We start from the raw sequence: 14,015 nt of genomic DNA on the forward strand, positions 1-14,015 counted from the left end.
AAATAACGGTCTCGACAACCACTATTTTCCCAGTTCAGAGCACCCTTTCCCTGATTAACACGCCAGCCCCACAGACCCGCCATGAAAACCCCGGGCTAGCGTCTGGTTCGTTCTTGCGTTTCTTCCTCGCCGTAGAGGATTGCTTCAAAATCCTGGGAGGTGGGGTCCTGATCTTTTGCAGCTGCGGGTAGCACCTTAGCTGGGCGAGTCTTTGAGTCGTCTTCCTTGGTGGTGTAGCTGTAGCTGTACGAATAAGCATCCGCGCCTTTGGCAGGCAATAGGTTCATCACCAACCCAAGGAGGTCCGCCTGAACCATGCGGAGCGACTCCAACGACCTCTCGAGGTCAGCCTGCTTGACCTTTGAGGAGCCCACTACCATCACCACGCCACCAACACGCTGAGCTAGTACGGCGGAGTCTGTAACTGGCAGGAGAGGTGGAGCATCGATTATCACCGCATCGAAGGACTGTTCAAGTTGCAGAATCAAATTCTTCATCGCCTCCGAGCCCAACAACTCGCTGGGATTCGGGGGGATGCGGCCGGAGGTGAGCACGTAAAGATTATTCTCACCCCATGGCTGCATCAGATCATCGAGCTCCGCGGCACCTATCAGCGCTGTGGTCAGGCCAGCATTCCGTTCCAGCCCCAAGTAATCGTCAACGCGCGGGCGCCTGAGGTCCGCGTCGACTAGAGCGACTGTTTTCCCCGACTGAGCCAAAGCGATTGCCAGATTTGTTGCTGTTGTGGTCTTGCCTTCACCAGGTAACGAGGAAGTGACGAGAACTGCCTTGGATTCATGACTGACGTGCGCGAACTGAAGGTTCGTGCGGATCTGGCGAAAGGATTCGGCTCTAGGGCTTTGGGGAAGAGTTTGGGTCAGAAGGGGCTTTCTTGATGCATCACCGTCGTAGGCGATCCCCCCCAACACGGGAACATCTGTAATACGGCGAAGGTCCGCTTCGCCGCGCACCTTTGTATCCAGGGTCGACCGTAGGAACGCAAGCCCAACTCCGCACAAGAGCCCACCAATCGCACCAACGGCAAGGTACAGGGCGGCGTTGGGCGCGGAGGGAGCAGCGGGAGCCGAAGCCGGTGTTACCACGGAAAGCTTGAGCGGCGACGGACCACCTTGCGTAGGACTCTCAATGTCGTTTATGACGGCGATCAAGCTATTTCCCACTGCTTGCGCTATGGCTGCAGCCTGTACTGGCGAGGTATCGATGGCTCGTATGGAGATGATGACGGTATTTAGGTCGGAGCTGGCTTGGATCCGCTGGCTCAGTTCGGCGGGGCTTACTTGCAAACCCAAAGTGTCTATTGCCGGCTGCAGCACGGCCGGAGTGTTAACCGTCTCTACGTAAGACTGAACGCGAGCTTGGCTAAAAGTGTTGCCCTGCTGCAACTCGGAAATTGATCCTGAACCTTGTATCGCTACGAAAAGCTTCGTGCTGGACGTGTATGTCGGTTTCACAATCATGGAAGCGGTGGCGGCGATGAGTAGCCCGATCAAGAAACACGCAAGGATGAAACTCCAGTTACGGCGCAGAAGGCGCAGGTAATCGCTTAGCTCCAAGATTCAGGGACCTTTCTCACTACAAACCCCATGCTGGCGATGGAGACAAGTCTGTTTATCATATCGCGATTGACGTATAGCGTTGGACCGTACGCTCGAGGCGGGGGAGCGGTGTGGAGCACGCACTTGGGGCCTCGCCACAATATCGCCCTAGAGACTTGGCGGAGGCCGGGCATCCGGTTCCAGCCTCCGAGATATCCATACAGGAGAAAGCCAGCAATCACCATTTATTACTGCAGAAGCTAGCGCAGAGAACACCCTTCTCATGTACCAATAGGGTGATGTCCTATGTTTCGGCCTCGTATCGCCCTGCAAGCTTTCTCGCATACTAGGTGAGCATTATCACTCGGGAAGTGTAGCCGCTACAATTTGCAGCGAAGCTTGGATGTTTGAAATTTCACCACTACGATAGCGCCGAATGATCGAACACGTGACGAAGGAAGTGCCCCCTTGGCGAGTAAGTATGGCAAGATAATCCATTTTCTATTACCTGGATATACTGATGTTCCTTTCGGGGGATATAAAATAGTTTATGAGTATGCTAATTACCTTGCTCAAGATCCGCAGAATAAGGTATTTATTCATCAAACCAAAGCGTTTTTCGGTGCCGCAGGCCTGCCGAAAAAGAAGTGGATTTTACTCCGAAGCTTCAAAGCCGTATTGAAGAGTGTTCGTGCGACGCGTGCGAAAGGACCGATTCCCTGGTTTGTCTTGGACGATAAAATTGTCGTTAAGAACCGGGTTCGGTTGCCGCAAATTAGTAGCGAACCTAATACCGTTCTAATTGCGACTTCGGTTCAAACGGCACCCTTTGTTGATCGGTTCATCCGCGATAATCCGAGGGCTGCAGGCGTCTATTTTCTACAAAGCTTTGAGGACTGGGCTGCACCTAAAGCATTCGTTGAGGCGACTTGGAAGATGCCACTTCACCGCGTAGTCATCGCCCCCTGGCTTCAACAGATCGGGAACCGGTTGGGAGTGACAACCCATCTGGTCCCAAACGCCGTCGACCCGAAGCGATTTCCCCGCGGACCCGAGCTAGCGTCACGCCCTAAGCTTGTCGCTGGGTTGGTTTCAACTTTGCCGTTGAAAAGGACAGACCTCCTTGCGGAGGTGTTTCGAGAGTTAAAGCAGGCCGATCCTGACATACAGTTCGTTACCTTTGGAACTTGCCCGCGCCCAGATGTCCTGCCTGACTTTGTGGAACATTTCGAATCACCAAGCGCCGACAAGCTAGTGTCGATCTACCAAAGCGCTCAAGTCTACATGTGCGTATCTGATCTCGAAGGCTGGGCTCTTCCTCCTGCCGAGGCACTTCTCTCTGGAGCCGCACTCGTATCCACCGACATTGGGGGTGTCCGTGCCTATGCAAGCGAATCTGCCCTTTTTTCTCCGCCAGGCGACAAGTCCTCTTTGGTTAAGAACGTACTTGAAATTTTGAACAATATAGGCCAAGCGCAGGTTCTAGCGAATCGTGGATACGACTTACTGGTCGAGAATTCACCTGAAACTGCCGCACGTCGTTTCGCAAATCAGTTGGACGCTGCCCTGAGGGAACGTGTCAACCTCTGAGCAGCAAGTGCACCTGCCACCATTTTCATGAGGAGAATGGTGCCGCCCGGCTGAGTAAGAGACGATGCGGCGGGCGCAGCCATACCAGCCAAGGGCTGGTAGCCCCATCGCGCCCAGAGTCTTGGCTGTCAAATGTATAAGCAGTAACCCAGGATCCATTAGTGGGCGGACGGAGCAGCCAAGTACATGTCAACCTGTCTTGCAAATATTGTTTCTAGAATTGCGAGTGCGAATACTTACGTATAGTGGGGGCTTCCTTTGCGAGAACCCCTGTCGGAAGGCACGCACTTGCAACCGCTGACCTTGGAGACTCAAAGAGATCAAGAAATTACACAAGAACTAGGCGTATGCGATCATTCAGTTAGTTATATGAAAATTGTGGTTCAACAATGGAGCGCCAAGTTTTGAGTACGCCTTCTTCAAGAGACACCATCTCATGGTCGCCAAAGTCGCTATTGAAGCGTTCCATGTCTAACACAACCCTCTGAACGTAGGTTGGCGGGCTTGGTCGACGTTCTACTGAGAAGTCAACACCAACCACGTCTCGTATTGTTTCAAAAACCTGGTTTATGGACTTGCCTGCCCCACTGCCCACATTGTAGACCCGGTGGTTCCCTGGGACGTCCAAGGACATCCCGATCATGTTGACGAGATCGCCCACATACAAGTAGTCGCGCACCATCGATCCGTCGCCGAACACCAAGACGGGCTTGCCGGCGGCTATCTGCCGCAAGACGATGGGAATAAGGCCTTGTGGTTTCACTGGGTTCTGTCTGGGGCCGTACGGGTTGGAGATACGAAATGACCTGTAGTTCAAATCTTTAGTCGCACGAAAATATTCCAGATAGTGCTCAAGTGATAATTTAGAAATGGCGTAAGGCGATTTAGGGTTCGTTCTGTCGTTTTCACTAACTCGGGGCGCAGATGTTTCTCCGTAAATAGCCCCGCCTGTTGAAGCGAAGTAGAGCATCTGCACGCCAGCCGTGGCGCACGCATCAAATAGTTCAACTGATTGCTGAGTGTTCACTCTGATGTCGAGTGACGGATCATTATGGGCGGTGGCAGGCGTGGTAACAGATAAGAAGTGAAAAACTTCATCCTGCCCCACCACGGCCTGACGCAAATCATCTAAATTTAGAAAATCACCTATGTAGCGTCGAATTCCAGGGGCCTGATAACTTTGTAATCCATGGGAGAAACGATCAAAAACGGTGACCTCTCTTCCTAGTGCGGCAAGCTTATCTACCAAGTGGGAGCCGATAAACCCGTTGCCACCTATCACTAAAGACCGAGTCATCAGTTCTCCTGGTGTCCTCGGTAGATGGCTAAGCTCTGGACCCCCAAGTCTCGGTCTGTGAGGTGCTTGTACGCCCTTTCGCTCGAGGCCACGGACATACGGCGACGCAGATCACTGTCCTCTATGAGTTGCTTCGTTCGCATTATCAGCTCCTCATTTGAGTCACAAACATAACCCGTTTCGCCGTCTACGACGGCGTCGCGGTTCCCAACTACGTTCGATACAACAGCTGGAATGCCGGCAGCCTGTGCCTGTAGGAGCGCGAGCGGCATGCCCTCCCAAAGGGTCGGGAACAAGAAAACGTCAAGTTCTTCGATGGCTTTTGAAAGCTCCCCTGGGGATAGCCAACCTGTGGTCTGATGTTCGCCGAGCCAGAGTGCCTCTTGATCAGGTGTACCGGATCCGACCCATATGAAGTCCGCGTGTTCGGACAACGCGTCCGCAACCACCTTGAATCTCCATGGCGCCTTTTGGTAGGTGACTCGTGCCACGATACCCACTTTAGGCCGGGTTGGGATTTTAGCTGACGGTTCCAGCGGTGTACGGAGACACTCTCGACGCGAAGGTACGATGGTTTTTTCATCGACACCCGTTGTGACTCGGAATGTCTTTTTTGACCGGAGGGCTTGCTCTGCAATTCGTTGTTCACTGGGGCAGGTAAGAATCAGACCATGACCTAGCGGGGCCAGTGCCAACTCGGCAAGTTGAACTGTCTTGCGCATCGCCCATGAAATGTCTTCGCGGAGGAAAGCAAATCCATGGGGGGAATAGAACACTTTCGTTCTACGCCTCGTAAGTAAGCGGACAAGTCTGCCGAGCGCGCCGGCCTTGGAGGAGTGCAGGTGTATCACATCAAACTCCGCCGAATTGTTAACTCGCGCAACCTCCATTGATAGAGCAAGGTAATCGCGGAGTTTGGAACCTCCGTTGGTGAAGGTGCGTAGGTGAGCGATGTCTTTGAATCTGCCCTGCAGATCGACTGGCGTTGGGGAATCCGGCCTGGAGAGATAATAGATGGTGACATCGGCGCCGCTTTCCGTCTGCCGCTCTGCGAACGACTGCAGGACAGTCACAATCCCTCCAGCCATGGCTTCTGTAACGTGGAGTATGCGGGGTCTATTTTCCAACATGCGATAACCGTTCTTTAAGTGTCCCTCAAGGCTATGCTACTGGTGCCCGAACGTTGTTGCCCGTTACGGCTATTGTTGTTGCTTCGGAGGCAGTGCTAAGTTCACCTGCATCGTTGGAAGTGCGCTGGCTGATTGAAGTCCCGGTCCCGCCGTCAGGAAACGACGCGAAAAGCCGTTTCTTGTTGGATTTGAGACGGGGCTCACGCGCGATCGGGCTGCCCTACTCACAATTTGCTAGACTTAGCTAGCCTTTCCGACCCGGACACTCAGGCAACCTAAGACCCGACTCTATGGGTTTGTCAATCTATATCTTTTGAAGGGAATCCGATGCCTGGAGTAACCGTGGGCCTCCCAGTTGGCGGGGGAGTGTACGAATTTGAGCTAGCCGTTCGTTCAGTATTTGCACAGACTTACACCGATTGGGAACTGCTGATCGTGTGTGACGGGTCACCCGACGATGTCGTGCAAAGAGCCCTTCAGGTGAAAGATAGCCGAGTTCGAGTCATAGTTCACCCGGACAACCGAGGGCTGGCATTTCGGCTAAATGAATTAACCCACATGGCGGCAGCTGATTTCATCGCGCGAATGGATGCCGACGACATGATGCATCCTGATCGATTGGCCAAGACACTGGAGTTTTTTGCAGCTAATCCTCACGTTGATGTCGTCGGTTCCGGTAGCTACTTGATCAACAGTGACAACACGGTGCAGGGTGCGTATCGTGAACCCGATTTGCCAGACAAACTGTCTGGCTACTTGAATAGCGGCGTTTTTTCTCATCCTACTGTCACTTTCAAGAAAGCGTGGGCCCTAAAAAATCCCTATGATCCAACTCGTATTCGAACTGAAGACAAAGAACTGTGGCTGCGTACAGCTGCAACCAGCTCTTTTGCAAAGCTGAGTGACCGCCTTCTTTTTTGTAAGGTACCTCTTGACCTATCAGTCGCTAAGCAAGCTCTGACCGCGAAGTACGATCGAAAATTGGTTAGAGAGCTTGGTCCAAATGTTGCTTCTAATTCCCAAATAGCCTCTAAAGTTTTGAAGTCATGGATAAAGCAGATTGTCTTCGGATTGGCACAACGAGGCGGCCTTTTGTCTTTGATCTACCGCTCGAAGTTTCATGCATTGACTCCTGTTGAAAAGATGGAAGCGACGGCTGTTGTCGACAAACTGACCCGTACTCCTGTTCCAGGATGGGGCGGGGAGCAGTCAGTTGACGGTGGTCATGCGTCGTATCGGAGTATCTAAATACTGCTTTGTAAGGCATTGGTAGGCCATCATTCTTCTTATACCGATCGAAAGTACTTGAGTGAATTGGTGTTAAGCAGCTCACCGATCAATTTGAACGGTAAAGGTGCCGTGCAACTGCCTGAAGAGAAATAGGAAAACATTGCTACCCTACTACGCAGTGGGATTACTCGTCGTCGGTCTCACATACCTCCATAGCGGCGGAAAGCGTCTAGGCAATAGAGATCTCGCGCGAAAGCCAAATGCGGTGTATACTGCGGTGCAAAACCGTGGCGGCAGACTACCCTTGTATATACTGACCATAATTCTGGTGGTCTTCGCCGGGCTGCGATACGGCATCGGCAGCGATTATTTTTTGTATGCCACGCTATACCGATCAGTTATACCCAGTTCATTGGCAGATTCCCTGTCTCTCGTTCCTCAGGAGTTGGGCTGGGTCACGCTAGCCTTCATTCTTAGAAGTTTCACTGACAGCCCTTATGCCATTTTTTGGATCGCCTCGGTTCTGACCATCGTGCCAACTTTGTTGGCCTTTCGCCGGAAGAGTGCCAACGCCACTCTGAGTGTTTTTCTATTCTTTTTCCTCGGTTATTACGCCGTGACCTTCAACGCTGTCCGGCAATCTATTGCTGTTGCTTTTTTGCTGCTTGCTGAAACGTACCGGGGCGAAAGTCGATTCAAATGGTTACTATTCTCGGCTATAGCCGTCTTGTTTCACTCTTCTGCTCTAATTGCCATAGCTGTGCAATTGCTTGTTTCGCTCTGGAAACCGACCGCCCGGTCAGTGGTAATAATGCTTGTTGTCGGGGGCTCACTATCTTTTCTCTTGCTGAGGAGCGGACTCGCGGCCCGGTTGGCCTCAGCACTCAACCCCCGATACGAGACATACTTGGACGACGCAGGAGCTGGCCTTGGTACCTGGCTAGTGCTTGGGGCTCGTGTCTTGATTATCTTCCTCGCACTGGCCTCGCCGCGGACAGATGAAACAGCGAAGTACTTGGCGTATGTGTGTGTATCGGCGGTTGTGTTGCTGCTTGGAACAACGAATGTTGTTTTTGCTAGATTTGAACCATACTTTGGCATTTATGTTGTTCTTTTGCTTCCAAGTCAATTGTCGCAGCTGAAGCACCGGACGGCGATAATTTCGCTTTTGATAATCAGTTCGCTCATCTATTTTGGCTTCCATATATCGAGCTTCAATGCCGTTGTGCCATATGTCCTTATACCGGAGCTGGCTCAGTGATCGAAATGGGCTGACTGTGAAGTGGAAACAGGCCCAGTAGCCTTTGCTAGCGGTCTCCGCGCATGTGACGCCATGTGACAACCGATGTATCTTGTGACGGATCGCGGGCCTGTCCCTGCATATATTTGATGGCCGTGTTGTTGGTTTTTTGGGTGTTGCTGTCGCGCCGGTAACGAGCACCCTGCCTTCTTTCACAACCTGACGCAACGTCGGCGGCACCGAGCAATTTCCGTCCGCGGCCGCTCCCGCACGCCGCCGGCACTCTCCCTTGGGGATACAATCCAGTACTAGGCCATCGAAAAGCTGCAGCTTCCCGGCTCATTAGGGATCAGCTCCGGCCACTGCGTTCCATTGATCCGGTCTGGGCCAACCGGAGGCTGCTCCTGCGCGCCGGGGACACACTCTCGGACCGGGCACGGGACAGGCTCAGCACCGTGTTCGCGACCGATGACGCCACTGGGAAGCTGCAAACGGCCTGGCTTGTCAACGAACAGCTCCGGACCCTGCTGGCCACAGGCTCTCTTGCCGACGCTGCCGCCGCGAAAGACCGGCTGCAGGTCCTGGTCGAGCGAGCCGCGCAGCCGGAGACGAACCGTCTCTGGCGCACCGTCTGCCGGTGGTGGAAAGAGATCGAAGTCCTCATTGTCACCGGTGCGACAACCGCGAAAGTGGAAGCTAACAACACCGCGATAAAGCACATAAAGAGGACTGGCCGGGGATTCACCAACGCACGCAACTACAAAACGCGTATCCTGTTGCGCAGTGCCGCCAGAACAGCGGCATGAACATCCCTCACCGCAGAACGTTCACCACAAACCGTGAAGAGCCACATATACGCGGCATTGCGGATGGGGTTACCCCCGTCCGATGGCTCAATGGGGCGTATTTCACTCGGTCAAGCTCGGCAACGACATGCTCATCGAAGTACTGCACCGCCTGACGCAGCAGGTCCATGGCATGGGGACCTTCGAACGACCGGTTACAAGCCCATCGGCGACCGCTCGTGCAGGCCGGGGAGACGCCCTCCGGCCGGGCCCAGGACAGGCTCAGCACCGTGTTCGACACCGAGAACGCCACTGCCGGCGGTGGAAAGAGATCGAAGTGCTCAACTGTCACCGATGCGAGAACCGCGAAAGTGGTCGCCAACAACACCCGCGAAGCACATGAAGAGGATTGGCGGGTTATTTATCAGGCACGCAACTACGACGCGTGTATCCTGTTTAGCAGCGCCGCCAGAACTCCCCGCATGAACCACCCTTTCGGCAGAACAGTAGTGTCAAACCGTGAAGAACCGGTAGGTATGGCGGTGGCAGCAGCGGTGTGAGGGGGAGCGGGCTCGATCTACGCTCGTGGGCTGTAAGACTTGTGGGAGGCCTGGCGGCTAACGCAGGGGCAGGTCTGGGTCGCCTTTGTCCTTCTTTCTCGTGCACAGGAAGCTTAGGTCGCTATCAGCGCTTCATGTGACGTGGGCCGCCTTCACCTAAATTTGAAGGTGCGGAACATGAGCTCCGGGTAACCTTATTGGTTTTCCAAGCCATGCAAATAATAAGTGTCATAGTTACCAGGTCGCTAACTGCCAACGACAGGGCAACACCCAAAAGGCCGAGCAAACCGGGCAGGACAAACAGCGTTGCCACTCCGCACAGAACTCCGCCAAGGGTTGCGACTAGTACAAGCCGTGAGTTTCCCTGGGGTACCAATACATTGCGAATGTACGGCGTGGAAATGCATACGGCGGCAAAGGCGATGCCGTAACAGGCCATTACTTGGCCGGAGGCCGCAACGGCTTCACCGAACAAGAGCACGGAGACAGGCACGCCAAGCAATGCCATGGCAGTACCACCTGAAACGCCGAGGACCGCATGTGACGCCGCAGCAATATTTTGTCTTTTTTTAAGCGAATTCGACGCGGCAGCGCTCAATACCCAAGGTTGTAAGGCATTAGCCAAGGATGTGATCGTGAAGAGTGAATACCGGTAGAGTCTGTCCGCAGATGAAAAACTCGCAGTATCGGAGATACTACTCATCGATGCTGCTACCGGAACCGGAACTACGGAGTACCCGCTACCCACGAAATTTACCCCAGTGGCTGCCAAATCATCGCGCATGTCCCCAACCAAAGTCCTCCACCCCACCCAAGGAGGTATGAGACGGCGAAAGGTGACAAAGTGATATAGAAGGATTCCGCCGAGGGTGGCAACTATCACCAGCACTGGGTATAGCAGCACATTTCTTGAAAATCCTACAAGGATTACAGCAGCTGTAGATGCAAGAACACGAGGCGTCACCTCGTAGAGGGCCAAGATTTTCGGCGTTCCTGCCCCGACGCTAATCCAGGACAATGATAGGCCCGACAGCCCTGCCATGAGGGTCATTAGTATGACCAGAAGCTCTTGGCCGTTTGGGGTCAAAGAAACTCCCACGGCGCAACCAGCTGCACTCGCGATAACGAACGCGATGAGTCGACTCCAGAAGCTTGAGGCGTAAATGTCAGCGCGTCGCGATTTGTCAGGGCTTAGGGCTATCTTAGCTGGGCCTACTACTGCCCAACTTAGGCTTGCAAAGACGCCTACTAATGATCCTATGGCTTGGCCGACGCCTAGAGTGGCCCAGGCGACTTCGCCACCGACGCGAGCGACAACGGGAAGCACAATAAGAGGTACTAAGGATGCTAAGAGACTGAGGCCGGAGAAGCTCAGAAGACGTCCCACTATACTTTTCAAAGTAGCAATTCCCGTCAATCGCGACGATGCAAGCTTTGATCCTGTACATGGCCCCTAGGCGAGTGACGCTGTGGAGCAAGAGCAGTAAGCATGACTTTTCTGGCCGATCTATCTTCAGTTGCACACGTAGCTGCGCCCTTTAGTGCGGTATCCTTCACTATTTTCCGATCCAGTCTAGGTTATCCAAACGACCCAGTTCCGCATCCCGTACAGCCTCTCGATAAACGATGTAAGCCGCCTTGGGACGACCACGTAGAGCGACAAACCGAGAAATCAGCGAATAGATAGTCTTGTTAGCGGCATATCGGTATCGCGCCGCCGTGCTTCGCACTAATGACTTTTCAAATAGAACGCGGTTTCGTACGGAGAAATATAATTTTTCGAGTGATTCTGTGTCCAATAAGCCGAAGGGCCCGCCGCCGGAAGCCCGAGCCCATTTGGAATCGGCGTCGTGTACGGTAACGGAATCGTCGAGGATAAGACGATGTCCTTGTGCTACTGCTCGTGACGTCCAAAACGTGTCGTCTGCATACAGCCGGAGCTCGCTGGGGGGAAGCCCGATGACGTCTAAAAGTTGCGTTGGAAACAGAAGCCCTCCGTAGGGCGCTTCAGGAAGGCATTTTTCTTCCATAGTTAATTCTCTTGCCCTCGGTTTGAACATCAATCGCCGGAGTTGCGTTAGCACATCGAAAAACATGAACGCGCCTGAAGGCGGATAGGTCAAAGAAGCAGGGAGCCCTTTAGCTATTCGAATATGGTTGCTATCGAGGTCACGATAACCACAAACAGACGTAAGCGGATCCTTGAACCTGACTGCGGCGCGCTTCTGGGAATTTAGAAGCTTCTCCAGCGAATCGGGTTCCACCCAGTTATCATCGTCAAGTAGCAGAATGTATTCCGGGCGTCGTTCAGCCGCGATCTTGATGCCATGAGAGAAAGCGGGCGCGGAGCCCGTGTTTTTTCCCATTGATTCTACTGTTACGGCTGGTTCAGACAAACTCAACTGCTCTAACTGACGTAACGTATCGTCGCTTGAACCGTTATCCACGATTACTACATGGGACGCGCCGGCGCTCAGAGCCCGAATTACAGTTTCACGTGCGAGCCTATTGAACCGATCGGCATAGGTGACAGTTACAACGCAGACGCTTTCCAGGACTGCTCCTTAAGTTCATGTTAGTGGGCCCGTCGTGCGGGAGCGCGCGTGAGTGTGCTCCTTGGTGACCCTGTTCATCATAGGGTTTGAACAGGTGACATGCGTGTCCTCCAAGTTCAGCCGGGCTCTTGACAGCGGCCGTATCCCGTCATCATCGCCACAAGTGACGATTAGCAGCGTGCCCTTGAAGTGCGATCGGCTGCCTAATACTTTTTGCTGGGACGGACGTTCGGTGCAGGTGTCCTGTCACTGAAACTATTTTGCCTATGTTAGCTCTGAGGCATCGCGAGCTTGTGCGTTTGACAAGCGTTGACTTCGACGATTAGGCCATGGCTGTATCGAGCCTTTAGAGTCGGTCGCATGAAGGTACTGGTCACCGGGGGCGCCGGTTACATTGGGTCACACACGTCACTTTGCCTGCTTGAGCAGGGGCATGAAGTAGTGGTCTTCGACAATCTGTTGAATTCCAGTGAGGAATCGTTAAAGCGCGTCGAAGAGCTTACGCACCGACCGGTGCAGTTCATCAAAGGTGATCTCCTGGACGCAAGCGCCTTGGAACGCATTTTTGCTGAGAACGCATTCGAGGCCGTTATCCATTTTGCTGGGCTCAAAGCTGTGGGCGATTCTGTTGAAGAACCGCTGTGGTACTACCGCAACAACGTAGTTGGTACTCTCAACCTGCTCGATTGCATGGCAAAGGCTGGCGTCAAGAAGCTTGTTTTCAGCTCCTCCGCAACCGTGTACGGAGCATCGGAACTGGTGCCTCTCGTCGAGCAGTCGCCCGTGCGTGCAGTGAATCCGTATGGGCGCACCAAAGAGCAGATTGAGGATATCCTGTCTGATCTAGTTGCAGCAGACACGGACTGGAGTGTGGCAATTTTACGTTACTTCAATCCGGTGGGAGCTCATGAGTCGGGACGCATCGGAGAGGATCCCCGGGGCGTTCCTAACAACTTGCTGCCTTTTGTGGCGCAAGTAGCTGCCGGTAGACGGGACAAAGTGCGCGTATTTGGAAATGATTACGGCACCCCCGACGGGACGGGCGTGCGAGACTACATTCATGTGATGGATCTTGCTGCCGGGCATATTGCCGCCTTGAAGTTTATCCAAAGTCATCTTGGGGCCTATTGCTGGAACTTGGGGACTGGCCGTGGATCGTCGGTTCTCGAAGTTATTGCTGCTTTTAGCGCCTCTGCTGGTCGTGATATTCCTTACGAATTTGCTCCTCGGCGAAAAGGTGATGCTGCGATAAGTTACGCTGACGCATCAGCCGCACTGGCCGATTTGGGCTGGACAGCCCACCGTGATTTAGCCCAGATGTGTGAAGACCATTGGCGTTGGCAGAGCGCAAACCCGCTGGGGTACCAGCCGATGCCCGATTTAACCGACGGGGATGACCACCAGTAAAAGCGTTGGCCGAAGTCAGATGACGAGAAGCGGCCGCCGAGCAACTTATGCAAGGGACTGCTCTAACGAGCTGCTCACTCGGGCATTGTTTTAGGCTGCCGACTGTTGATTCCGCTCTGCTCCTGCCGTTTCCGGAATGTGTCCTCCTCACAAACACGATCCATCGGCTGCTGTTCCTGACAGTTCGCGCTCCTTCCCCTATCACAGGGGTGATGTGACGGCTTGCCGATCAATTACTGACGGTGTTGGATGATATAAAAGGCTTGTGAAAGTATTGCTGCCTCGTGGGGAAGGCGCTGCTCAGCTTGACTGCCCCCACCAATATGTCGGTCGCTGCTTCGCTTGTCAGCCTCTGGACGCAAATGACGTGTCTTGGGCATCAAGCGTCGAATCTGGGATTACCAACCAGAGCACTTAATTATCAAATTTTGCCTTCGTTCGCGCTCCCAATTCCGGGGTTGCTCAAGTAGTATGTAGGGGCTTTTTATGTGTGGAATCGTGGGATATGTGGGCCGTCCTGTTGACGGTGTAATTGACGGTCACAGTGCTTTGGATGTTGTCCTGGAGGGGCTGCGCCGCCTGGAGTACCGGGGCTACGACTCCGCCGGGGTGGCTGTGGTGTCGCAGGGCGCTATCGAGTCGCGGAAGAAGTCGGGGAAGCTGAG

11 protein-coding genes are annotated in these 14,015 nt (G+C 53.6%); 6 read left to right on the forward strand and 5 right to left on the reverse strand.

Annotation, left to right across the window (positions count from 1 at the left end; all coding sequences use genetic code 11):
* Nucleotides 1-95: 95 nt before the first annotated feature.
* Nucleotides 96-1,574, reverse strand: coding sequence for a polysaccharide biosynthesis tyrosine autokinase (locus B5520_RS22085; protein WP_079599208.1), 1,479 nt, complete (start codon nucleotides 1,572-1,574; stop codon nucleotides 96-98).
* Nucleotides 1,575-2,024: 450 nt separating this feature from the next.
* Here B5520_RS22085 and B5520_RS22630 point away from each other — a divergent pair, with 450 nt between their 5' ends.
* Complete coding sequence (locus tag B5520_RS22630; RefSeq protein WP_139386297.1) at nucleotides 2,025-3,146, forward strand: glycosyltransferase family 4 protein; 1,122 nt, start codon at nucleotides 2,025-2,027, stop codon at nucleotides 3,144-3,146.
* A 361-nt stretch (nucleotides 3,147-3,507) separates the two neighbouring features.
* Here the strand turns inward: B5520_RS22630 and B5520_RS22095 are convergent, their stop codons facing one another.
* Both B5520_RS22095 and B5520_RS22100 read right to left on the reverse strand, forming a co-directional pair.
* Entirely contained in the window at nucleotides 3,508-4,443 is a 936-nt protein-coding gene (locus tag B5520_RS22095; RefSeq protein WP_079599210.1) for an NAD-dependent epimerase/dehydratase family protein, read from the reverse strand.
* Nucleotides 4,443-5,516 (reverse strand): glycosyltransferase, encoded by a 1,074-nt coding sequence (locus B5520_RS22100; RefSeq protein ID WP_176156962.1) that lies wholly within the window; start codon nucleotides 5,514-5,516, stop codon nucleotides 4,443-4,445. Before B5520_RS22100 ends, B5520_RS22095 begins: the two co-directional genes overlap by 1 nt.
* A gap of 423 nt (nucleotides 5,517-5,939) precedes the next feature.
* On the opposite strand from B5520_RS22100, the gene B5520_RS22105 reads away from it, so the two are divergent.
* From B5520_RS22105 to B5520_RS22635, 4 genes are all read left to right on the forward strand, one after another.
* Nucleotides 5,940-6,821 carry a glycosyltransferase family 2 protein gene (locus B5520_RS22105; RefSeq protein WP_176156963.1) on the forward strand — a complete coding sequence of 294 codons (882 nt, stop codon included), beginning with the start codon at nucleotides 5,940-5,942 and terminating at the stop codon, nucleotides 6,819-6,821.
* 286 nt (nucleotides 6,822-7,107) lie between these two features.
* On the forward strand, nucleotides 7,108-8,064 hold the full coding sequence (locus B5520_RS22110; protein ID WP_176156964.1) for an EpsG family protein: 957 nt from the start codon (nucleotides 7,108-7,110) through the stop codon (nucleotides 8,062-8,064).
* A gap of 350 nt (nucleotides 8,065-8,414) precedes the next feature.
* Nucleotides 8,415-8,849, forward strand: a complete 435-nt coding sequence (locus B5520_RS22115; RefSeq protein ID WP_303048452.1) for a transposase — start codon at nucleotides 8,415-8,417, stop codon at nucleotides 8,847-8,849.
* Between the two features lie 269 nt (nucleotides 8,850-9,118).
* Nucleotides 9,119-9,388 (forward strand): hypothetical protein, encoded by a 270-nt coding sequence (locus B5520_RS22635; protein WP_139386298.1) that lies wholly within the window; start codon nucleotides 9,119-9,121, stop codon nucleotides 9,386-9,388.
* 124 nt (nucleotides 9,389-9,512) lie between these two features.
* Here the strand turns inward: B5520_RS22635 and B5520_RS22640 are convergent, their stop codons facing one another.
* Both B5520_RS22640 and B5520_RS22120 read right to left on the reverse strand, forming a co-directional pair.
* Nucleotides 9,513-10,091 carry a hypothetical protein gene (locus tag B5520_RS22640; RefSeq protein WP_139386299.1) on the reverse strand — a complete coding sequence of 193 codons (579 nt, stop codon included), beginning with the start codon at nucleotides 10,089-10,091 and terminating at the stop codon, nucleotides 9,513-9,515.
* Between the two features lie 853 nt (nucleotides 10,092-10,944).
* Nucleotides 10,945-11,943, reverse strand: coding sequence for a glycosyltransferase (locus tag B5520_RS22120; protein ID WP_079599214.1), 999 nt, complete (start codon nucleotides 11,941-11,943; stop codon nucleotides 10,945-10,947).
* Between the two features lie 360 nt (nucleotides 11,944-12,303).
* Between B5520_RS22120 and galE the strand changes: the two genes are divergently transcribed.
* Entirely contained in the window at nucleotides 12,304-13,350 is a 1,047-nt protein-coding gene (gene galE / locus B5520_RS22125; RefSeq protein ID WP_079599215.1) for a UDP-glucose 4-epimerase GalE, read from the forward strand.
* The last annotated feature ends 665 nt before the right edge of the window (nucleotides 13,351-14,015 follow it).

The sequence above is a fragment of the Arthrobacter sp. P2b genome, assembly GCF_900168295.1.
In the GTDB taxonomy this organism is placed as follows: Bacteria; Actinomycetota; Actinomycetes; order Actinomycetales; family Micrococcaceae; genus Arthrobacter.

Coding starts and splice junctions, on each gene's coding strand:
- B5520_RS22095 (WP_079599210.1), bottom strand. CDS start 4,443: ATGACTCGGTCTTTAGTGATAGGTGGCAACGGGTTTATCGGCTCCCAC.
- B5520_RS22640 (WP_139386299.1), bottom strand. CDS start 10,091: ATGAGTAGTATCTCCGATACTGCGAGTTTTTCATCTGCGGACAGACTC.
- galE (WP_079599215.1), top strand. CDS start 12,304: ATGAAGGTACTGGTCACCGGGGGCGCCGGTTACATTGGGTCACACACG.